General features: G+C 67.2%; 14 protein-coding genes and 2 tRNA genes. 8 read left to right on the top strand and 8 right to left on the bottom strand.

Features of this window, described 5'->3' with window-relative positions; all coding sequences use genetic code 11:
- Window positions 1-442: 442 nt before the first annotated feature.
- Window positions 443-3,103: a glycosyltransferase family 4 protein gene (locus AC5RTY_RS05325; protein ID WP_494014117.1), complete on the bottom strand. Its 2,661-nt coding sequence runs from the start codon at window positions 3,101-3,103 to the stop codon at window positions 443-445.
- A 498-nt stretch (window positions 3,104-3,601) separates the two neighbouring features.
- Here AC5RTY_RS05325 and AC5RTY_RS05330 point away from each other — a divergent pair, with 498 nt between their 5' ends.
- Window positions 3,602-4,339 carry a CatB-related O-acetyltransferase gene (locus tag AC5RTY_RS05330; protein ID WP_494014116.1) on the top strand — a complete coding sequence of 246 codons (738 nt, stop codon included), beginning with the start codon at window positions 3,602-3,604 and terminating at the stop codon, window positions 4,337-4,339.
- A gap of 46 nt (window positions 4,340-4,385) precedes the next feature.
- Here the strand turns inward: AC5RTY_RS05330 and AC5RTY_RS05335 are convergent, their stop codons facing one another.
- The gene (locus AC5RTY_RS05335) at window positions 4,386-5,270 is read right to left on the bottom strand and encodes an acyl-CoA thioesterase (protein ID WP_494139174.1); all 885 of its coding nucleotides are present in this window, start codon (window positions 5,268-5,270) and stop codon (window positions 4,386-4,388) included.
- 155 nt (window positions 5,271-5,425) lie between these two features.
- Between AC5RTY_RS05335 and AC5RTY_RS05340 the strand changes: the two genes are divergently transcribed.
- Window positions 5,426-5,956, top strand: coding sequence for an acyl-CoA thioesterase (locus tag AC5RTY_RS05340; RefSeq protein WP_494014114.1), 531 nt, complete (start codon window positions 5,426-5,428; stop codon window positions 5,954-5,956).
- On the top strand, window positions 5,953-6,630 hold the full coding sequence (locus tag AC5RTY_RS05345) for a DUF8185 domain-containing protein (protein WP_494014113.1): 678 nt from the start codon (window positions 5,953-5,955) through the stop codon (window positions 6,628-6,630). The genes AC5RTY_RS05340 and AC5RTY_RS05345 overlap by 4 nt, the downstream gene beginning before the upstream one ends.
- A 28-nt stretch (window positions 6,631-6,658) precedes the next feature.
- Here AC5RTY_RS05345 and AC5RTY_RS05350 read toward each other — a convergent pair whose 3' ends face one another.
- From AC5RTY_RS05350 to glsA, 6 genes are all read right to left on the bottom strand, one after another.
- Window positions 6,659-7,186, bottom strand: a complete 528-nt coding sequence (locus AC5RTY_RS05350) for a globin (protein WP_494014112.1) — start codon at window positions 7,184-7,186, stop codon at window positions 6,659-6,661.
- 40 nt (window positions 7,187-7,226) lie between these two features.
- Entirely contained in the window at window positions 7,227-7,700 is a 474-nt protein-coding gene (locus tag AC5RTY_RS05355) for an OsmC family protein (protein ID WP_494014111.1), read from the bottom strand.
- Window positions 7,701-7,787: 87 nt separating this feature from the next.
- Window positions 7,788-9,833 carry a DUF6541 family protein gene (locus AC5RTY_RS05360; protein WP_494014110.1) on the bottom strand — a complete coding sequence of 682 codons (2,046 nt, stop codon included), beginning with the start codon at window positions 9,831-9,833 and terminating at the stop codon, window positions 7,788-7,790.
- Between the two features lie 193 nt (window positions 9,834-10,026).
- Complete coding sequence (pepN, locus tag AC5RTY_RS05365; RefSeq protein WP_494139340.1) at window positions 10,027-12,579, bottom strand: aminopeptidase N; 2,553 nt, start codon at window positions 12,577-12,579, stop codon at window positions 10,027-10,029.
- Window positions 12,580-12,829: 250 nt separating this feature from the next.
- Entirely contained in the window at window positions 12,830-14,383 is a 1,554-nt protein-coding gene (locus AC5RTY_RS05370) for a glycosyltransferase (protein ID WP_494014109.1), read from the bottom strand.
- A gap of 160 nt (window positions 14,384-14,543) precedes the next feature.
- Window positions 14,544-16,346 (bottom strand): glutaminase A, encoded by a 1,803-nt coding sequence (glsA, locus tag AC5RTY_RS05375; RefSeq protein ID WP_494014108.1) that lies wholly within the window; start codon window positions 16,344-16,346, stop codon window positions 14,544-14,546.
- A gap of 125 nt (window positions 16,347-16,471) precedes the next feature.
- Between glsA and AC5RTY_RS05380 the strand changes: the two genes are divergently transcribed.
- The 5 genes from AC5RTY_RS05380 (at window position 16,472) to tig (ending at window position 19,967) form a co-directional block, all read left to right on the top strand.
- Window positions 16,472-16,945 (top strand): ribose-5-phosphate isomerase, encoded by a 474-nt coding sequence (locus tag AC5RTY_RS05380; RefSeq protein ID WP_494014107.1) that lies wholly within the window; start codon window positions 16,472-16,474, stop codon window positions 16,943-16,945.
- Between the two features lie 12 nt (window positions 16,946-16,957).
- Window positions 16,958-17,860, top strand: coding sequence for an Fpg/Nei family DNA glycosylase (locus tag AC5RTY_RS05385; protein WP_494014106.1), 903 nt, complete (start codon window positions 16,958-16,960; stop codon window positions 17,858-17,860).
- 325 nt (window positions 17,861-18,185) lie between these two features.
- Window positions 18,186-18,256, top strand: a tRNA-Gly gene (locus AC5RTY_RS05390).
- Window positions 18,257-18,394: 138 nt separating this feature from the next.
- Window positions 18,395-18,467, top strand: a tRNA-Pro gene (locus AC5RTY_RS05395).
- 54 nt (window positions 18,468-18,521) lie between these two features.
- Window positions 18,522-19,967, top strand: a complete 1,446-nt coding sequence (gene tig, locus AC5RTY_RS05400; protein WP_494014105.1) for a trigger factor — start codon at window positions 18,522-18,524, stop codon at window positions 19,965-19,967.
- Window positions 19,968-20,274 lie beyond the last annotated feature (307 nt).

Here is a 20,274-nt window from a genome sequence, read left to right on the forward strand (position 1 = left end):
GACAAAGCTCGAGGGCCTAAGCCCGGTGCAGTACCGTGCTCAGGCCCTCGCGGCCTAGTCTCTTATTTAGCCAGTCCAACTTTCGGGGCCCAGTTCACGTTCGGGGCCGTTCCTATTTGGCGTGCGATAGGTAACGAGCCCCGGGTTGGGCTACTATCACTCGAACCCGCTTGGCGGTAGCGGAGACCAGAAACACGCGGCTCTCGTTGCAGGAGCATGCGGCGAAGCCAGTCGGAGCCAGCGCCAAGGGTCGGTGAAGGCCGCAGCCGCTCCAGTTGTGCGGAGAGACGGCGCAGCATGGGGCCTGCTCTACGGGTGTATGCCAAGCACTTCCTGGCCTGTTGAGGCTGCTAGCACGTTAGCGCTCAGCGCCTGCAATCTGCCCCGGCGGGGCCTTTCACTGGGCGCAAGTTCACCATGGCAGCGGTCACCCGCGGCGGGACTAGCGTGCGGCGATTGTCCCGCGTATCGTGCGGACCGTGCGGCGGCGCACCCGCACCGCGGCAGAGATGAGCGTTGAGTGCCGGACTAGAAGCTTGCGTGCCTGCCGGGATGAAGGATTGATTTTCAGGGCCCGTAGCGCGTATTGCCGTCCCAGGTTCCGGTGCTTCCACGGCAGGTGCCGTGCAGACTCACTGAGGGCAATCCAAGGTCGGGCCGACTTCCACTCCGTCAGTCCAAGTATCTGAATGAGCTGGGCAAACAAGGGTTTCGGCAAGTTCCTTCTAGCGGAGCGCAGCAGTTGACTCAATTCATGCGAGTCGGGTTTCGTGGAAATGAACCGTGCGGTCGAGGCCAACAGGTCAGGGAGTCCACGGGCAGCGAGAATATTGCCCGCCGGTTTTTTTGGGGTAGGAGCAGTTCCCGCATCAACCTCCACTGCAAAGGCGAGAGCCATGCGCCGGATGAACGCAGCAGCGTCGAACTGGGCGAGTCGATTCTCCAACGTCTCGTAATCGAGGTCTGCTTTTAAGACCCTGCCGATTGCTGTAAGAGCGGACTCGACGTTGTACTCGCTGAACTCCTCGTATCCATCGACACCACGAAGGATTTCGGCTGTTCCAACGCGCGAGGACGTCACGATCCGTGTCCCGGCCCGGACCGCTTCCAGCGCTGCCAACGGCATGGGGTCGTCGGCGCTCGAGAGAAAGAAAACATCGGCCTGGGCGAGCTTAGCTTCCAATTGAGGGCGAGAAAGTTCCCCCAACCACTCGACGCGCTCCGAGCGTTGGGTGCCTTCGTTTAATCTTGGTGTGAGCCGGCCCGCCCACTGAAAACTGTAGGGCAGTCCAAGCTCATGAGCTGCGTCGGCCACTTCTGAGAACAAGGCGACGCCTTTTCGTTCTTGGACTGTGCCGGCCATCATGACCGTGACGGTGTCCTCTCGATTCCAGTTAGCTCGCCGAGGGATCGAGCCGGTGAGGCCGGGAGTAGTATTTAACACCACTCGTGTCCTGGTCGCGCCCATGGCGCGGTACATAGCGGCCTGTCCTTCGGACACGCACAGCATTTCGAGATGGGGCAAGATTTCAAGCAGTTGCTGGTGCCGTTCCGGAACACGGGAGCTCTCGTAATCGAGGACCCACTGGGTTTCGTGGACGTACACAAGGATGCGTGTGCCGTTAGCCACCAAGTCGCCGACAATTTCCGAAAAAATCCTGCTTCGCCAGAACGGGGCGAGGCTGTTGACGAGCAGTACAGGGTGCTTCAGGAGTTCCGTTGCGAGTTCGCGGGACGAGAGATAGGCGCGCAGGTCGATCAAGCAGATCGAGCTCGCTTGTTCCGGGGCAAGCGTCTTGAACCCGGTTAGCAGCGGTATGGCTATCCCTGTGCGGTAGGAAAAGTCGTCCGCCACCACTGCGAGAGGCCCGCGGGGGAAAGGGAGTTCTCGGAGCAGCACTTCAGCCGCTGAACCGGTAGCCGGGGAGCTGATAATCTGTGCCGCTTTTCTTGGAGCCTTCGGCGACGCCCGCAGAATCTCCCTAACGATCACGCTTGCGGGGTCATCAGTCGTGGCGATGACTTCTTCAATCGGAGTTCCGCCAGAATTTGCCGGAAACACGCCGGTTGTGGTGTAGCGTTTGATGATTCGCGTGAGCTCACTGAGTCCTGCAACGTTGCGGATTAGAGGATGCTTAATGCGAGGGACGACCGGCTCAAGATCCGGGGAACTGACGAAGATTACCGGCGTTCGCTGCCGTACTGCGTCCGTGTAAATGGTCGAGTAGAACGTAACGATCGCTGCGGCCGCCGATTGGTCCTCGTCGGACTCCCAGCCCCGGGCCGTGGAGGCCAGACGATCACCGAACGTCTCGCCCAGCCACTGCAAATGCCTTGGCGAGCTGGAAGGGTGCGGCTTGACGGTCAGCTCGCCTACGGCCTCGAGCGTCTTGGCCACTTGCCGCAGGAGGAAGCGGTGACGCTGTTGAGTACATTTTCCTTGGTCAGACAACGCTTGGTCGGCTAGTACAAAACGAGGTACCTGGCTGAACGACTGTCGGAAGGGCTCCAGAAGTTCTGCCCCGGACTGGAAGCGACTGTCATCTGAGACGCCTAGTGCGCCGGCCACAACTAAGCGCGTATCCAAGCTTTCATCGCGGCCGCGTATGAAGTCTTCAGTTGTTTTTCCCCATACGCAGATGGCCGATGGGGAGGTGGAACCGTACGACCAGTTTTGGTCTCGCTTGTGTACAAACGCGCGCCTGAAATGGAAATGCAGATGGCCATCTTGGACCAAAACCGTGCCGGCTATGTCACGAACGGCTTCCATCACTCGCGACCCTCGTACAGAGCGGTCGTTGAACAACACAACTACATCAACGTCGTGGGCTCTGGTCCACTTCCGGAGTAGTTGGGGCAGATCGTCACGCCAGGCCGACGTGGCTTCGTGTCCCTCGAACAAGTTGTAAAGGGGGTGTACCGCTGCAACGTCCGCAAGACCTGCCCTGACCCAGTCGACAGTGACGTCGGTTGGATCTGCGACGAGGACCTTTGTCCGGGTACCAGCGGGCAGTTTCGACCAGATCCTGGCAGCCAAATGAACACCGTTTCGATTTTCAAGAAAAAAGGCGACGGTCCGATTCTTGGGAACGGATTCATTCATTAAGGCTGATCCTTTGGTCTGACTGAGGCGGTCTAACAATTTGCTTCCGTTTAAGAATGTTAGTGGACAGCAAATCCGCAGTGATAGTAGCACTGAGAGATAAACGCACCTTGCTGCAAGGTTCCGGCAGCGGACAAGTAACTCCAGAATGGCGCCACGTATCAGCGAAGCACGTGGGGTCAGTTCTGGGTATGGCCGAGTAGGGGTTAGGAGAATCACCGCATAGGACCCGAACGCCTGGGAGATGGGGTGTGCAAGCGTTCTCACCTTATTCGATTAATGTTAATGAAGAGTTCATTTTTTGAAGCATCGCCGCATCCTCCAAATATGGGCGGGAGTCTGACAATGGTATAGATGGTTGGGAAGAGGATCAGACATGGCGATGAAGGTATTCGACATAGGGCTTCCGGCATGAACGTATGTGTGCAGGTGTGATGCGCTTAATCCAGCGCAATACTCCGCGGCCCGCGCCAAGATATGAAACACGAGGTATTCGGAATGGAACTCGGGCGGCATCCGTTACCGTCGCAGCTGGCAGCTGAAGGGCTGCGGGGAATTCATCCCCAGGACTTGGCCGGAACACTAACGGTAGAAATTCCCGTGTCGCTCAACCGGTCTCGCATCGGTGGCAGCGTGACAATCGGCATGTTGACCTACGTCGGGCCGGGCAGCGAACTAAACAATGTTTCCCTGGGCCGCTTCTGCGCCCTGGCACCCAACGTGTTGATAGGGGCAGCCGAACATCCGACTGGGTGGCTGTCCGTCCATCCTTTTCAGTACAAAGGCACCCGCCAGTTCACAGGTCAGTCAGCATATGAGGAGATCGCGGCCGCGCTGTCATTCGACGATGGTAAAGGCCAAAGCCACATTGGCAATGACGTATGGATAGGTGAGGGAGCGGTGGTCCGCCGAGGCACGCGCATCGGTGATGGGGCGATCGTTGCAGCACGGGCGGTTGTCACCCACGACGTCGATCCCTACGCCATTGTGGCCGGTGTGCCGGCGCGTCAGGTTCGAAAGCGGTTTCCGGACGATCTCGTGGAGCGGCTATTGGCCCTGCGTTGGTGGGAATACGACCTTAAACCGGTCTCGAGCACGATGGACTTCAGCAACCCGAGAGCATGCATCCAACAGTTGGAAGAGATGATTGCAGCTGATCGGCTGAGGAAGAAAGCCGTATCTTCTTTCATTCTCCGCCGTGCCGGGAACGAATTCGTCCTCAATCCGGCCGCCTGAGCAGCGCCCAAGCGCGAGTCAGCAACCGGCGCCTTGCCCGTTTGCCTCACGGAATCCGGATCATGCCTTCCTGGGCGACGGTGGCGACGAGTTCGCCGTCCCGGTTGAAAATCTTGCCGACCGCGAGGCCGCGCGCGCCGGAGGCACTGGGGGAGGACTGGACGTAGAGCAGCCAGTCGTCCACCCGGACCGGCCGGTGCCACCACATGGCGTGGTCCAGGCTGGCGACGCTCATGCCCGGCGTGACCCAGCTGACGCCGTGCTGGCGCAGGATGGGTTCCAGCAGGGTGTAGTCGCTGCCGAAGGCCAGCGCGGCCCGGTGCAGGCCCTGGTCGTCGGGCAGCGGCCCTTTGGTCTTCATCCAGACGGCGTTGACCGCCTGCCGTTCGCCCTTGGCCTGGACATAGAGGGCGTCCTGGACATGGCGGACGTCGAACGGGCGGTGGTAGGCCATGTGCCGGGCCACCGGGTGGTCCACCTTGCCGAGCAGATCCGCGGTGCTCGGCAAGGTTTCCGGGTCCGGGATTCCGTCGGGGAAGTCTTCCTGGTGTTCGAGCCCCTCGGCCGGGGTCTGGAACGAGGCGATCATGGACAGGATCGGCACGCCGTTCTGATAGGCATGGGTGCGGCGGGCGGAGAACGAACGGCCGTCGCGTAGCCGTTCGACGCCGAAGGTAATCGGCAGGTCGGCGTCGCCGGCGCGCAGGAAGTACCCGTGCATGGAATGGATGGGCCGGTCCGGTTCCACCGTCCGCACGGCCGCGATGACGGACTGTGCCAGCACCTGGCCGCCAAAGACCCGGCCGCGCGGCTGCTTTTCGGAAACGCCGACGAAGATCTCCTCGTCCGTATTCGCGCCGTCGGCATCGGAGAGGTCCAACAGCTCCAGCAACACCGCCGTCGGATCGACGTGTTCCTCGATGGCGGTCATGTAGTCTCCTTGCCGATTACCCGCGGGTACGAACACCTCCGACAGTAGTTGGCACCGCTCAACCGCTCAACTCCGGGGCGCCCCCGCATGCCGGAGCACGCCGGTGAGCCGGCAGCGGGTTAGTTGCGGCTCCCGCGCTTTGAGAGGATGGCATCATGCCTACCGTTCCGCACCATGCCCCGAGGTTCCCGATCCAGCTGAGGTTCAGCGACATTGATTCCTACGGCCACGTGAACAATGTGACGTTCCTGGGCTATCTGGAAACGGCCCGGGTGCTGCTGCACCGGCTGCGGCCGGAGCTGCCTGCCGCCGCAGGCCACAATGCGGGTGCGACGCTGCGTGAACTGGGCGGCGCCGGAAACCAGACGCTCGTGGGACGGCAGGAAATCGAGTACCGGGTACCGCTGGACTACCGGGCCGAACCGGTCCACGTCGGCGTCTGGGTGACGAGGATCGGTTCTTCGAGCTTCGACCTGGGCTACGCCGTCGTTGATGCCGACGCCGGGGAGTCGGGCACCGTGCATGCGCTGGGCGCCTCGACCATGGTGCTGGTTGCTGCCGCGACGGGAAGGCCGGTGCCGCTGCCGGACGCGTACCGCGCCGCCTTACAGCTGTGGGCCGGACCGCCGGTTCCGTTCCGCAACAGTGCCGGCGCAGCCGGCACGAACGAAGAGGCCGCAGAATGACGTCCCCCGGAACACCCGTCCTGCAGCTGGCCGATGTCCAGGTCGCGGCCGACCTGAAGACCTTCGTCAGCCGGTCCCGTGCCGCCGGTGACGGCGCCATCCACCTGCAGGCCTTCGGCAGCGTGCTGGCCGCCTACGTGTGCATGATGCGGCCGCGGATTCTGGGCGAGGCGACGCCGACGATCCTGGGGCTGCGGGTCATGCCGCTGGCGGCGCCGGCCGCCGTCGAGGAGACCGTCACGCTGGCCTCGGTCGGAGATCGGCTGGCCAGGATGGGGAATGAGGAAACCGGCCTGGCCCTTCCGCCCACGACCGTGACGGAATCCTGGACGGGTGTGCTGCCGCCGCGGTCCGGGTGGGAACACATCGGCAGCCTGCAGGCCGAGGTGTTGGAGGAGGCTGCCCGGGACGGCATCCGGGAGATTTCCGAGGCGTTGCCGGACAGCCCCGGACAGCTCATCGTCAACAACGCGCGGAGCACCGTCTGGAGCCGGCCGCTGCCCGCGGCCGGCGGACTGCCGGAATCGGTGGAACTCCCGGCCGGGGCGGCGTTTGCCGCCCTAACGCTGGGCTTCCTCGACGGGAACCCGGCGGAGGTGTACCGGAACGGCCGCTGGCTGCGGCTCAGCACCGGGCGCGGCCACGTGCTGGTGCGCAGCGGCGCCTCGCTGTAGCGGGAGCCGGCCGCGTCGCAGGAGCAGGTCAGGCGCTGTTGACCATGGAGTGGGCGGCGCGCTCGAAGTAGTCCCAGAGCGTCTGCTCGTGCAGCGGCGGCAGTTCCAGGGCATCCACGGCGCGGCGCATGTGCTTGAGCCAACGGTCGCGGGCGTCGAAGTCCACCTTGAACGGCTGGTGCCGCATCCGCAGCCGCGGGTGGCCACGCTGTTCGCTGTAGGTTCCGGGGCCGCCCCAGTACTGTTCCAGGAACATCCGCATCCGGACCTTGGCCGGCCCGAGGTCCTCTTCGGGGTACATCTGGCGCAGCACGTCGTCCTCTGCGATCCCGTCGTAGAAGACATCCACGAGTTTCACGAACGTCTCGTGCCCGCCGACGGCGTCGTAGAAGTTGTCCGTGTACGAGGGCTGCTTGAACGCGTTCGCGGCGGCCGGAGCCGGGGTCAGGGTGGCCAGCGGCTGGCCGAAACGGGACGGAAGGGCCGCGGCGTCGGCCGGCTGCGCCGCACCGGGGCGCGCGGCGGGATGTCCGGGGGTTTGGGGTGTTTCGCTCATTGATGGTCTCTGTTCGCTGATGCTGTCTTGCACCATTGTCTCAGCCCGCGACGACCCGGGGTTCGTGGTGGACGGGGAAGTTCACGCTGCGCGCAATGAAGCAGACCTTGTTGGCATCCGCATGGAGCCGCTGGGCGAGTTCGGCCTGGCCCGGATCGCCGATCACCACCCTGGGCCGCAGCGTCACGGACGTGAATTCGCCGCTGCCGTCACGGTTTAGGCGCAAGGTGCCCTCGGCGTCGTCGTCGTAGGCCGTCACCACCAGCCCGTTCTTCACCGCGACGTGCAGGTAGGAGAGCATGTGGCACTGGGACAGGGCCGTGAGCAGCAGCTGTTCCGGGTTCCAGCGGTCCTTGTCGCCGTGGAAGGTGGGGTCGGCGGTGCCCGCCAGCTCCGGCAGCCCTGCCGCGCGCACGACGTGGTCCCGCCCGTAGCCGCGGTAGCTGGCGGTGCCTTCGCCGCGGTTGCCGGTCCAGTGGAGGGAAACTGCGTAACGGTGCTCGGAAAGGTTCATGCCGCCATTAAACCCCGTGCTCCCGCAGACCGGCGGTACCGGCCGGTTGCACCTACCCGCAGATCGCCTCTGCCGGGCCCAGCCGTCTCAGCGGCAGGCGGTGATTTCGTAGAGCGCCGCGGTGCCGTGGGACGCGATCAGGCGGAAGCCGCGGGAGAAGTCGATGTCCTGGAATCCCGGCCATTGGTGTTTTTCGCTGTGTTGGTAGCCGCGGATCGGCTGGTCGTCGTACAGGTGGGTGGCACCGGTGCTGTGCAGCGCGCCGCAGACCTGCGGATCGGACCCGATGTCGCGGAAATGGTGCCGCAGGTAGTCCTTGTCCGCGCTGCCGGCGCTGCTGACGTTCTGGAAATAGACGGTCCGGTGGCCCGTGAGGGAGTAGATGTAGGGCAGGCCGTTGAAGGGATCGCCGATGACGATCGCGTCGTCGGGCAGCAGCGGTTCCAGGGAGTTGATGAACTCCTGCTCGTCGCCCATCAGCGCGCGCCCGTCGCGGTGCTCGGTGATGCCGTAGCGGATGGAGGCCGCCTCCACCCGGACGTCGTGCCGGAAGCCGCCGGAGGTCACGAAGACGGCGGCCAGCACGGCAAACGCCAGCGCCGCGGCCACCGCTTGACGCGTAGCGGCCGGATTGCCTTTCCGGATTAGCCCGGCCGGCAGCGTGCACAGCCGCTCCAGGGCCAGGGCAGCGAAGACGATGCCGAAAGTGTGGACCAGCGGGGCGATCCGCGGCGGGTCGGTGTACCAGAAGCCGCTGAGCCAGCGGAAGGGGCGCTCTTCCGGGCCGGCCGCGAGGATGAAGAGCACGACGGCGGCCGCCATGCCCGCAACGGCCGGCCGGGCGCGGGGGATGAAGCAGGCCCACACGGTTCCGGCCGCCATGAGGAGCCCGACGACGACGGCGTAGCTCTCCGGGGTGGCGTCGTCGCTGTCCGGTTGGCGCGGCAGGTCGAAAAACAGCCACGCGAGGGCGTCGGCCCAGCCCGCAGTCGACCCGCGTGGATAGGACAGGACGGCGGCCACGAGGGTGGAGGTGGCGAGGACGAACGCGGCGGCAGCCGCCGCGGCCGCCAGCAGGCCCGCCGCCGCGTAGAAAAGCGCGCGGCGGCTCCGCCAGAGCCGGGCCAGGCGGAGCACGACGAAGCGGCCCAGGTAGAACCCGCCGAGCACCAGCAGGCTGCCGACGGCGGAGGGGTGGATCCATGTCGCGCCCAACGCGACCACCGCGAGTGCGGTGAGATCCGCCGTCGTCCTTCGCCGTGCGCTGCGGGACGGGGAACCTTCGTGGGCCACGGCCCCGGTGCCGGGCCCAACCCGGGCCGGGGCGCTGTCCGCGGCCTCCGCCCCGGCGGGCAGCCGGTACTGCAGTTCGATGCCGAGCGCGAGGATGGCCGGCAGCAGCGCGGCCGCGAAGCCGTTGGGCCACTGGCCGGCACGGAACATCTGGACAACCGGGAAGGCCAGCATGGAGGAAGCTATCACCGGCGCGATGACCCATACGAGCGGCCGGGCTGGGAACAGCGCGCGGGCCAGCAGGGCCAGGGCGGCCGGCCACATCAGGGCGCCGATGACCAGGCAGGCCAGGTTCCCCGCCGTCACCACGTCGCCCGGGACCAGCGACACCATCGCGTGCCAGCCGGCGGGATAGAACGACGGCGGCGCCCCGCCGAAGATCGGCCAGATGCTCCATGGGCTGGCCTGGCCGTTGTCCTTGATCCATTGCAGGACGTTCACGTGGTAGGTCGGGTCCCAGCCCTGAGAGACGCGGTGGATCGAGCCCATCGCCTCGAGCATGACCCGGCCCAGAATCAGGGCCGTGATGGCCAGCGACGCCGCCAGCAGCCAGGCGGTCGCGCGCGGGACGGCGAGCCGCGCCGCGGGTGGGGGAGCGATGGCCTGCCCGAGGAGCCAGCACCCGCCGATGCCGAGCGCCGCCAGCAGGATGGCCGAGAGCAGGTTCCAGCGCACGCCGGCCGCCAGGCAAACCATGGTTCCGACGGCCGCCAGCGCCGTCCCGGCGGCCGGGGCCAACACGAGGGAGCGGACGGCGGGCTGGCGCAGCGCCCGGAGGGCTAGGAAGCCGGGAAGGTAGAAGACAGCGAGCATGACAGCCAGCTGTCCGGCAACTGCCATGAGGACTCCCTTGCGCCACCAACCGTTGTGGAATTGTAGATCCGGGGGCGGGCCGTGCAGTACTCCCGCCGCGTGTTCATGGAACCGTAGGGGCGGCAGATGTCGCGGTGGTGAACGGCGGGGGAACGCCTGAACGGCGCTGCCCGCCGGAACGAGTGTGTTCCGGCGGGCAGCTATGCGTTGAGGGCGCGGGTTACCGGTCGGCGGCCTGGGCCTTCAGGGCGCGGACGACGCCGTCCTTGTTTTCCAGCACCAGCCGGCGCAGGGCGGGGGAGCGGTCCGCCAGGGACTCCAACCAGGCGTCCGTGGCGTCCACGGTGGCCTGCGTGGACAGCTGCGACGGATACAGGCCGACGACGATCTGCTGCGAGAGTTCGTGCGTGCGGGTGTTCCAGATGTCTTCGATGGCGTCGAAGTACTTCGCGGCGTAGGGCTCTAGCAGCGTAATGTCATGCACGCGGGTGAAGCCGGCGATGACCGACTGCTGGGTGGCGTTGGGCAGTTCGCCCTTGACGACGACGGACTCCCAGGCCGCCGCCTTCGCCTCGGCGGTGGGGATGGCGGCCTGCGCCAGGGCGGCGGCGCGCTGCCCGGTGGCGGTCTGGTCCCGCTCGAGTTCGGCATCGATCTCGGCCTGGCCGAACCGGCCGCCGGCCACCAGCGAGGTGAGCAGTTCCCAGCGCAGGTCGGCGTCCACGGTCAGCCCCTCCAGCGTGCGCTCGCCGGAGAGCAGCGCGGCCACGGCGTCCAGCTGCCCGCCGGTCTGGGCATGCACGGCGAAGGCCTTGGCGAACTGCAGCTGCGAGTCGGAACCCGCGGCCGCCTCTCCGGCCAGTTCCCAGAGCCGGTCGGCGGCGGCGATGGTCAGCCGCTGGCGGTCGTCCGGGTTCACGTAGAAGGTCAGCGTGGTGGCCAGTTGCCGCAGCAGCACCAGGACGACGGAAGAGTCCGTCTCGTAGGCGATGTTGTTCAGCACCAGCTCCACGTATTCGCGGGCCGGGGTCTCGCCGTCGCGGGTGGCGTCCCAGGCCGAGCCGAGCACCAGGGTGCGCGGCAGCGACGCGGTGAAGTCCTTCACGTGGCGTTTGGAGGTGGCCAGGGACACGTCGTCCAGCCGGATCTTGGCGTAGGCCAGGTCGTCGTCGTTGAGCAGCACCAGCGCCGGACGGGCCAGGCCGGCCAGCTGCGGCACCTCGGTGCGCTCGCCGTCAACATCGAGTTCCTCGCAGTGGGTGCGCACCAGCTTGCCGGCGTCGTCCAGGTTGTAGAAGCCGACGGCGAGCCGGTGCGGGCGGATGGTCGGGTAGCCGTCCGGCGCGGTCTGGAGGATGGCGAACGCGGTGATGGCGCCGTCGTCGTCGGTGGAGATCTCCGCGCGCAGGGTGTTCACGCCGGCGGTCTCCAGCCACTTGGCGGACCAGTCCTTCAGGTCCCGGCCGCTGGAGGTTTCCAGTTCGCCCAGCAGGTCGGCCAGCTCGGTGTTGCCCCAGGCGTGCTTGCCGAAGTACTCGCGGACGCCGGCCATGAACTCCTCCTGGCCCACCCAGGCCACCAGCTGGCGGAGCACGGAGGCGCCCTTGGCGTAGGTGATGCCGTCGAAGTTGACCTGCACGTCCTCCAGGTCCTTGATCTCCGCGGTGATCGGGTGGGTGGAGGGCAGCTGGTCCTGCCGGTAGGCCCAGGACTTCTCCATTGACGCGAAGGTGGTCCAGGCGTTCTTGTACGCGGTGGCCTCGGCGGCGGCCAACGTGGACATGAATTCGGCGAAGGACTCGTTCAGCCACAGGTCGTTCCACCAGCGCATGGTCACCAGGTCGCCGAACCACATGTGCGCCAGTTCGTGCAGCACGGTGATGGCCCGGCGCTCCACCATGGCGTCGGTGGGGCGGGAGCGGAACACGTAGTTTTCAAGGAAGGTGACCGCGCCGGCGTTCTCCATGGCGCCGGCGTTGAACTCCGGCACAAACAGCTGGTCGTACTTCTCGAAGGGGTACGGGGTGCCGAACTGCTGCTCGTAGAACTCGAAGCCCTGCCGGGTGAGGGTGAAGATGTTTTCCGCGTCCATGTACTGCATCAGCGACTTGCGGGCGAACACGCCCAGCGGGATGGTGCGGCCGTCGGAACTGGTCAGCTCGCTGCGCACGGACTGGTACGGGCCGGCGATCAGCGCGGTGATGTAGGAGGAGATCCGCGGGGTGGGCTCGAACGCCCAGGTGGCGGACGCACCGCCGTCGTCGGTGGATCCGACGTGCCGGGGCGCCGGGGTGGGGGAGTTGGAGATGACATCCCAGTGCGACGGCGCGGTGACGGTGAAGCGGAAGGCCGCCTTCAGGTCCGGCTGCTCGAAGACGGCGAACATGCGCCGCGAATCCGGCACCTCGAACTGGCTGTAGAGGTAGACCTCGTTGTCCACCGGGTCCACGAAGCGGTGCAGGCCCTCGCCGGTGTTCATGTAGAGCGCGTCGGCGTCGATCTCCAGCACGTTGTGCTCGGCCAGGTCCGGCAGCTGGATGCGCACGCCGTCGGAGACCTCGGCCGGATCCAGCGACTTGCCGTTGAGCGTGACCGAGCGGACGGTGTCCGTGACCGCGTCGATGAACGTGGAGCCGCCCGGAGTGGCGGTGAAGGTGACCACGGTGCGCGAGCCGAACACCTTGTCGCCGCGGGTGAGGTCCAGGGTGACGTCGTACGACTCCACGCGGAGCAGTTCGGCGCGGGCGCGCGCTTCGTCACGGGTGAGATTCAAACCTGGCAAGTTCGCCTCCAGAAGTACTTAGTGCCCCGGCTGCGCGGGACCGGACGGGTGTGCGTGGCGGGGCGCGATATGAAACAACCCTTGCACAATGTGGCCATTGTCTCACCGCAGCGGGGTAGCGCGCAGCAGTTGCGGCGAGAAAGGCGAATAGTTGCGGCCGGAGACGCCGGCGCGGCCGACCCGGCCGGCGTCGGAGTCCCGGCGGTCGCGGCGCCGGCGCCGAGCCGGGTGCCCACAGCGGCTAGCCACCCGCGAGGACCTTGGTCCACGCCGAGACATAACCGGATTCGTCGAAGCGTTGCAGGGTTTCGCGGCTGGATCGGGCGAACCGCGAGCGCAGTTCCGGGTCGCGCATCAGCGCCAGGATGCCGTCGGCCAGCGCCTGCCGGTCGCCGAAGGGCACCAGGAAGCCGTTCTCGCCGTGCCGGATGACGTCGCGGGGGCCGTAGTTGGCGTCGTAGGCGGCGACCGGCACGCCGTAGGACATGCTCTCCAGCAGGATCAGGGGGAAGCCCTCCGACGCCGACGTCAGCACCGTGGCGCAGGCGGTGGCGTAGATGTCCGACGGGCTGTTCGTGAACGACGGGAAGCTGACCGCGGCGCCGACGCCCAGTTCGTCGATGAGCGCCCGGACAGCTCCTTCCTCCTCGTCGCCGTAGCCGAAGCCGAAGACCTCCAGCCGGGCCTGCGGGTTGCCCTCGCGCACCATTGCGAAGACCCGGAGCGCCTCGTCCACCCGTTTCTTCGGGTGCAGCCGGGCCACCATCACCAGCCGGTCCGGGTCGGTGGCGTGGCCGGCGGCCGGCTGCTCCGGCGGCGCCAGCTGGCCGATGGTGTGGAGCCGGTCGGCGTGGCCGAACTCAGCGGCGATGTCTTCGTGCTGCGCATCGGTGTGCAGCACCACCCCGTCCCAGGCGTCCAGGTTGTCCAACAGCCGGCGCCAGTTGCGGCTGACACCGGATCCAACCACGTACGGCGGCTCCAGGTGGTTGCTGTGCACGGCGGCGATGCGCCGCAGGTTCGGATGCCTGACGCTGCCGACTACATCGTCCAGGTTCCGGCCGGGCAGGTTATTCAGGTTCTCCCGGAATTCCGAGGTCAGCACCGGCGCGTCTTCGCCGGCCAGTAGGTGTTCGAAGGCGTGCCGGTAGAGCTCGCCCGGGTCCGCAAAGGTGAGGGCATCGCCGTCGTCGCGGGCCACGCCGTCGAACAGGTAGCTGCGCCCCCACTTGGGCGAGCCGGGATGGTGCGTGATGGTCAGGAAGCAGCGGCCGTCGCGGCCGATCAGGCGCTGGGCGGTGGGCGTCTTGGACGCCTCCTGGAAATGCTGGACCAGCACCAGGCGGCCCTGTTCGTCCATCTCCTCCCGGCGAAGCCGCGCGCGGTTGGGGGCCAGTTGTTCGACGGCGGCCACTGTGCCTTCGGGGTGGAACCGCACGTAGCAGTCCTGAACCCCGTCGCGGAAGTACCCGAAGGCCAGGCCGGAGTCGCCCACCGGCACGATGTCGTAGTCGTCCTCGGGCGGAGGCCGGACCGGTTGGCGGGTATCCGTCTCGGGGCTCGGATCCAGCCCGTACAGGACGCTGCGGACCCCGACATCCGGATGCAGATGGCCGTCCGCCTTGAGGCCGGCCATATCGCTGGCGAGCCGGTGCTGCAGGCCCAACACCTCGATCCAGATCTGTTCGGCCGCACCGTTCTCGGCCAAGGTGCTGGCCCGGGTGCGCACCGCCTTGACCAGGCCGCCGCGCTTGAGCGCCAGGGTGTTGACGGGAAAGTGGACGGTGAGCGGCACGATGGCATCCTGTCGTCAGGGATGCCGCCATTGTTCCGGCCCGCCGCGCGCTAGTAAAGGGGCGGACGACGGCGGATGGCCGCCGCGCCGGCCACGCGGGCGGCGCACCCTTGGGCGCGGCACCGCCCGGTCAGCTTTGGGCGCCGAACCGTGCCGTCGGTCAGCCCTGCGCGGCCGCCACGGTGAGGTCGCGTTGCTCGGCGGCGATCTCCAGCAGCCGTTCGGCCAGGCTCAGGGCCGCGCCCGGGGCGTCCCGACGCAGGCGCGCATAGCCGTCGGGCGTGAGGACCTCCACGCAGACCTTCCCCTCGGCGCGCAGCTGGGTGCGGGATGGAGTGCCGCCGAGGCCCCCGAAGCTGGTTCCGGCGGTGAAATACCGGACGGCGTGATCGTCCTCGGCGGTTTGATCGTCCCCTGAGGCGTCGGCGGCCGTGCGTGCCTGGCCCTCCATGACCAGGACCAGGCCCGGGTGTGGTCCGCCCGCGGTAACGACGGCCGCCCCGTCGTCGTACGTGCGCCGCTCCAGGTATGCCCCGAGCATCTCGCGCTCGCCGGCGGGCAGGGTCGCCGCCACCGGGTGGTCCTGCAACTGCAGCCGTCCGCCGGTCGCCGGCAGTCCTCCGTGCCGGCCGATGAGGCGGTCTTCGCACCACCGGGCGGCGGCGTCCGGGGACGGGAACGCCAGGGGCCGGTCCTCCGTGCCGGCCTCTTCCGCGGACAGCAATCCGGCCGGGTCCACGAAGACCAGCAGGCAGGGAACCGAGGTTTCCTGCAGCCGGAGGAACATGGTCTTGGTGCGGCTGCCGAGCTCGTCCAGCCGGCTGATGTCGATCACCAACACCTCGTGCGCGGCGGCCAGTTCGGCGGCCATCCGGATGACCGTTTCAGCCTCGGGAAAGAGCATGTCGCCGTGGACCTCGAGGAATCGCACCGTGTGGCCGTGTTCGGCCAGCACGGCCAGCTCCCGCGTCGGGCGAACGCGCGGTGAGGGTTTCCCGGCCAGTGTGTAGTCGGCGCGGATCGTGGACCGGGCGCTGCGTGCCGCGTGGATGAAGTGCAGTCCCAGCTCGGCCGACAGCTTGCGGCAGGCCTCGGTGCCGCGGACGCTGTTGCCGTGCTGGTCGAGCCGCGGCGAAAAGACGGCGAGCCCCAGCTGCCCGGGCAGCACCGCCAGGATGCCGCCGCTGACCCCGCTCTTGGCCGGGAGGCCGATGCCCGCCACCCAGTCCCCGGCGTCGTTGTACATGCCGCAGGTCGTCATCACGCTGAGCACGTGCTCGGCGATCCGGGGTGTCAGGACCTCCTGACGGGTGATCGGGTTGACTCCGCGGTTGGCCAGAGTCGCTGCCATGATCCCCAGGTCGCGGCAGGTGACGCTGAGGGAGTTCTGCCGGAAGTACAGGTCCAGGGCGGCCTCGGTGTCGTGCTCGATCACGCCCTGGCTCTTCAGCAGGTAGGCGAGGGCCCGGTTGCGGTCGCCCGTACGGAGCGCGGACCGGTACACCGTCTGGTTCATGCCCAGGTCGCGTCCGGCGCAGGCCGAATAAATCAGGCGGAGCTGCTCGAAGGCTTCGTCACCGTAGCGGTCGGCCACCAGGGACGAGGCGGCGATGGCCCCGGCGTTGATCAGCGCGTTGCGCGGCCGCCCGGTATCCGCTTCCAGGCTGATCTCGTTGTACGCGTCCCCGGAGGGCTCCACATCGATCTTCTCGCGCACGTCCTCGAAGCCGTGCCCGGCCAGCGCCATGGCATAGGTGAAGGGCTTGGAGATCGACTGGATGGAAAATTCGGACCGCGTATCGCCGGCCTCGTAGGTGCATCCGTCGGCCATCGTCATGCTCAGCGCGAGCAGATCCGGATCCTCGACCCCGAGCTCTTCCGGGTCGCCGGCCAGCGACCCCTCGGTGTTGCCGGCGAGGCCGGCAAGGACGGACTCAAGGTAGTCACTGATTACTGGCTCCATAGGGGCACACTATCGACGGCGGCCGGGGCCCGACAGGGGCCCGGCGCCGGAATCCGTTCCGGCCGCACCGCTCCAGTAGGCTGGAAGCCGTTATTCGCCCCCCGCACGCCACAGAAGGACCGTCCATGCGCGTTCACATTGCCACCGACCACGCCGGCCTGGAACTGAGCCACCATCTGATCAAGCATCTGACCGGCCAGGGCCACGACGTCACCGACCACGGCCCCACCGCGTACGACCCGGAGGACGACTACCCCTCGTTCTGCATCCGCGCCGCGCTCGCCGTCGTCGAAGACCAGGCCGCCGGCGTGGAGTCGCTGGGCATCGTGCTCGGCGGCTCGGGCAACGGCGAGCAGATCGCGGCCAACAAGGTCAAGGGCATCCGGGCCGCGCTGGCCTGGAACCTGGACACCGCGAAGCTGGCCCGCGAGCACAACGACGCCAACGTCGTCGCTGTCGGCGGCCGCCAGCACAGCGTCGAGGAAGCCACCGCCATCATCGAGGCGTTCCTGGCCGAGCCGTTCTCCAACGCCGAGCGCCACGTCCGCCGGATCGGCAAGATCGCCTCCTACGAGACCACCGGCGACATCCCGGCCTAACGGCCGCCGGTCATGCCAGAAGGCCATTCCGTCCACCGCCTGGCCCGCCAGTTCCAGGACGTTTTCGCCGGTCGGCGCCTCGCCGTGTCCAGCCCGCAGGGCCGCTTCGCCGCCGGCGCCGCCCGGCTCGACGGGGCGCGGCTGCTGGCCGCCCGGGCACACGGCAAGCAGCTGTTCCTGGAGTTCGACAACGGTCTCGTCCTGCGCGTGCACTTGGGTCTCTACGGGGCGTGGAGCTTCGGCGGGGACGAGAGCTTTCGCGGCGCCTCCAGCATCGGGGCGCCGCGCCGGGTGGGGGAGCAGGAAACGTACGACGACGATGCGCCGGCCGCGTACTCCGGTCCGCCGGAGCCGGTGGGCCAGGTGCGCGTCCGGCTGGTGTCGGCCCACGGCTGGGCCGACCTGCGCGGCCCGACCGCCTGCGAGGTGCTCACGCCCGCGGAGGCGTCCGCCGTCGTCGGCAGGCTGGGGCCGGACCCGCTGCAGGACGCGGCCGACCGGGGCGCCGAGTTCGTCCGTCGGCTGACCGCGAAGCGCACCGCCGTGGGGCAATTGCTGATGGACCAGAACGTGGTGGCCGGGGTCGGGAACGTCTACCGCGCGGAGACCCTCTTCCGCCGTGGCCTGAACCCGTGGCTGTCCGGCCAACGGGTTTCGCCGGCGGAAGCGGCGCTGTTGTGGGCCGACATCGTGGACATCATGAGCGACGGTGTCCGCGACGGCAAGATCATCACCACGCGCCCCGAACACCGCGACGCCGAGGCCGCCGGCCGGTCGCTGCCGGTCTGGCCGGACAACGCCCACTACGTGTACAAGCGGCAGGGGATGCCGTGCCGGCTGTGCGGGACGCCGGTCGCCGTCACGGAGATGGCCGCCCGCAAGCTGTACTGGTGCCCAACCTGCCAGCGGGCCTGATTGGGCCTGAATGTTCGGGCCGCAGGGTAGCTGCCCGCCTGGTTCGTTGTGCCGCAGGGTTGCTGCCCGCCTGGTTCGTTGTGCCGCAGCCTGCCTACGCCGCCGGTGTGTGTCCACGTTGCCCACCCGCATTTTCGGCGAGGGCAGGGTTTATCTGCGAGGGCAGGGTCTATAGCCCCTGCCCTCGCAGATAAACCCTGCATTGGGGGAGTCGGGGTAAGGAGCGCATGTTTTCCGCCGCGTCGCGGCGCCCGCCTCCGCCGGTCCGCGGCGCCCTCCGATTTGTCGAACGGGCCCGCCCTCGTGCTAAAGTTTCATCGTCCTCGGGGATGTAGCTCAATGGTAGAGCCTCAGTCTTCCAAACTGATTACGCGGGTTCGATTCCCGTCATCCCCTCGCGTCAGGGAGGCGGTCCGGCACGGGCCGCCTTTTCTGTTCGCAGCCGATTCAGTCATGCGACATGTGCTGGCGGCGTCCGGTTGCACGGTGATTGTGCCGCAGGCCGGGAATGCCCGTAGACTTGCGTGTGCACTACGGGGCGTAGCGTAGTGGCTAGCGCGCCTGCTTTGGGAGCAGGAGATCGCAGGTTCGAGTCCTGTCGCCCCGACTCTGTATTCTTGGTGCAGATTTAACCCCAATAGCAATCAGGAGTTCTAACGCTGTGAAGAGCGCTGTCGAAAACCTCACCCCTACCCGGGTCAAGCTCAATGTTGAGGTCCCCTTTGAGGAACTCAAGCCCAGCATCGACGCGGCGTACAAGACCATCGCGAGCCAGATCCAGGTTCCGGGCTTCCGCAAGGGCAAGGTTCCGGCGAAGCTGATCGACCAGCGCGTGGGCCGCGGCTACGTGATCGAGACGGCTATCAACGAGGGCCTGAACGGCTTCTACCAGGGCGCCGTCGAAGAGACCGGCATCCGCCCGCTGAGCCGCCCCGAGGTTGAAATCACCGAGGTTCCCGACCCGGCCGCCACCGAGGGCCAGCTCGCCTTCCACGTCGAGGTCGATGTCCGCCCCGAAATCGAGCTGCCCGAGTACGCCGGCCTCGAGGTCACCGTCGAGGCTACCGAGGCCTCCGAGGAAGACATCCAGAAGGCGCTGGACGACCTGCGCGGCCGCTTCGGCACCCTGAAGGCCGTTGACCGTCCGGCCGTTGCCGACGACTTCATCACCATGGACCTGTCCGCCAAGGTGGACGGCGAAGAGGTGGATTCCGCCGCGGACCTGTCCTACCAGGTGGGCGCCGGCACCATGCTGGAGGGCTTGGACGAGGCCGTTACCGCGCTGAGCGCCGGCGAGGACGCCACGTTCGAGACCAAGCTGGCCGGCGGCGAGCACGCCGGTAAGGACGCCACGGTCACCGTGAAGGTTAAGGCCGTCAAGGAGCGCGAGCTTCCCGAGGCCGACGACGACTTCGCCCAGCTGGCCAGCGAGTTCGACACCATTGCCGAGCTGAAGGAAGACCTGGCCAAGCAGGCCGCCGACGCCAAGATCATGGAGCAGGGCGTCGAGGCCCGCGACAAGGTGCTGGACAAGCTGATGGAACTGGTCGAGGTTCCGGTTCCGGACTCCGTCGTCGAAGAGCAGATGGAACAGCACTTCCGCCCGGAGAACAGCCACGGTGAAGACCACGACACCGAGGAGCACCGCGCCGAGGTCCGCGAGAACACCGAGAAGGCCTTCCGCAACGAAATCGTGCTCGACGCCGTGGCCGACAAGGAAGAGCTGGGCGTCAGCCAGGCCGAGCTGATCGACTACATCGTGTCCTCCGCCGGCCAGTACGGCATGGACCCGAACCAGTTCGCGCAGCTGCTGGACCAGTCCGGCCAGGTCGGCATGATGGTGGGCGAGGTCCGCCGCCGCAAGGCCCTGGCCAAGGTGCTGGAGCTGGCCAAGGTCACCGACTCCAACGGCAACGAGGTGGACCTGAGCGACTTCGTCCGCCCCGCCGGCGAAGAAGAGCCCAACGTCGAAGACATGATCCAGGCCGCCGAGGCCGAGGCCGCCAACGCCGAGGCCGGAGAAGCCGAAGCGGACGCTGCCGACACCGAGTCGATCGAAGACACCGACGCTGCCGAAGAGGCCGCCGAGGACGCACCGAAGAAGTAGTAGCGGCGCTGCCGCTGGACGGACCGCCGGATTCCCTTCACGGGGAACCGGCGGTCCGCCGCTTTAACTCCCGGGAACGACGCCGGTGCCCGGCTGCGGTGCGCGGGTTCCCTTCCGGGGCGGCAGCGCGTGCCGGTGGAACCGGGCCCCGTCCGGGCTGGCCGTGCCCCCCAAAGGTCGCTCCGCCGTCGTTATTTTCTGCTGCTGGCAGAGCGCTTTCCCGCGCCATCACGGGCCTGATGCGCCGTCAGCGAACAGCGCGCCGTGCGGGAGGAATCGGGCAGCGGAACACGTTACTGTCCAAGTA

The sequence above is a fragment of the Arthrobacter sp. Y3224055 genome, from assembly GCF_059090825.1.

Coding starts and splice junctions, on each gene's coding strand:
- AC5RTY_RS05325 (WP_494014117.1), bottom strand. CDS start 3,103: ATGAATGAATCCGTTCCCAAGAATCGGACCGTCGCCTTTTTTCTTGAA.
- AC5RTY_RS05330 (WP_494014116.1), top strand. CDS start 3,602: ATGGAACTCGGGCGGCATCCGTTACCGTCGCAGCTGGCAGCTGAAGGG.
- AC5RTY_RS05335 (WP_494139174.1), bottom strand. CDS start 5,270: ATGACCGCCATCGAGGAACACGTCGATCCGACGGCGGTGTTGCTGGAG.
- AC5RTY_RS05340 (WP_494014114.1), top strand. CDS start 5,426: ATGCCTACCGTTCCGCACCATGCCCCGAGGTTCCCGATCCAGCTGAGG.
- AC5RTY_RS05345 (WP_494014113.1), top strand. CDS start 5,953: ATGACGTCCCCCGGAACACCCGTCCTGCAGCTGGCCGATGTCCAGGTC.
- AC5RTY_RS05350 (WP_494014112.1), bottom strand. CDS start 7,186: ATGAGCGAAACACCCCAAACCCCCGGACATCCCGCCGCGCGCCCCGGT.
- AC5RTY_RS05355 (WP_494014111.1), bottom strand. CDS start 7,700: ATGAACCTTTCCGAGCACCGTTACGCAGTTTCCCTCCACTGGACCGGC.
- AC5RTY_RS05360 (WP_494014110.1), bottom strand. CDS start 9,833: ATGGCAGTTGCCGGACAGCTGGCTGTCATGCTCGCTGTCTTCTACCTT.
- glsA (WP_494014108.1), bottom strand. CDS start 16,346: ATGGAGCCAGTAATCAGTGACTACCTTGAGTCCGTCCTTGCCGGCCTC.
- AC5RTY_RS05380 (WP_494014107.1), top strand. CDS start 16,472: ATGCGCGTTCACATTGCCACCGACCACGCCGGCCTGGAACTGAGCCAC.
- AC5RTY_RS05385 (WP_494014106.1), top strand. CDS start 16,958: ATGCCAGAAGGCCATTCCGTCCACCGCCTGGCCCGCCAGTTCCAGGAC.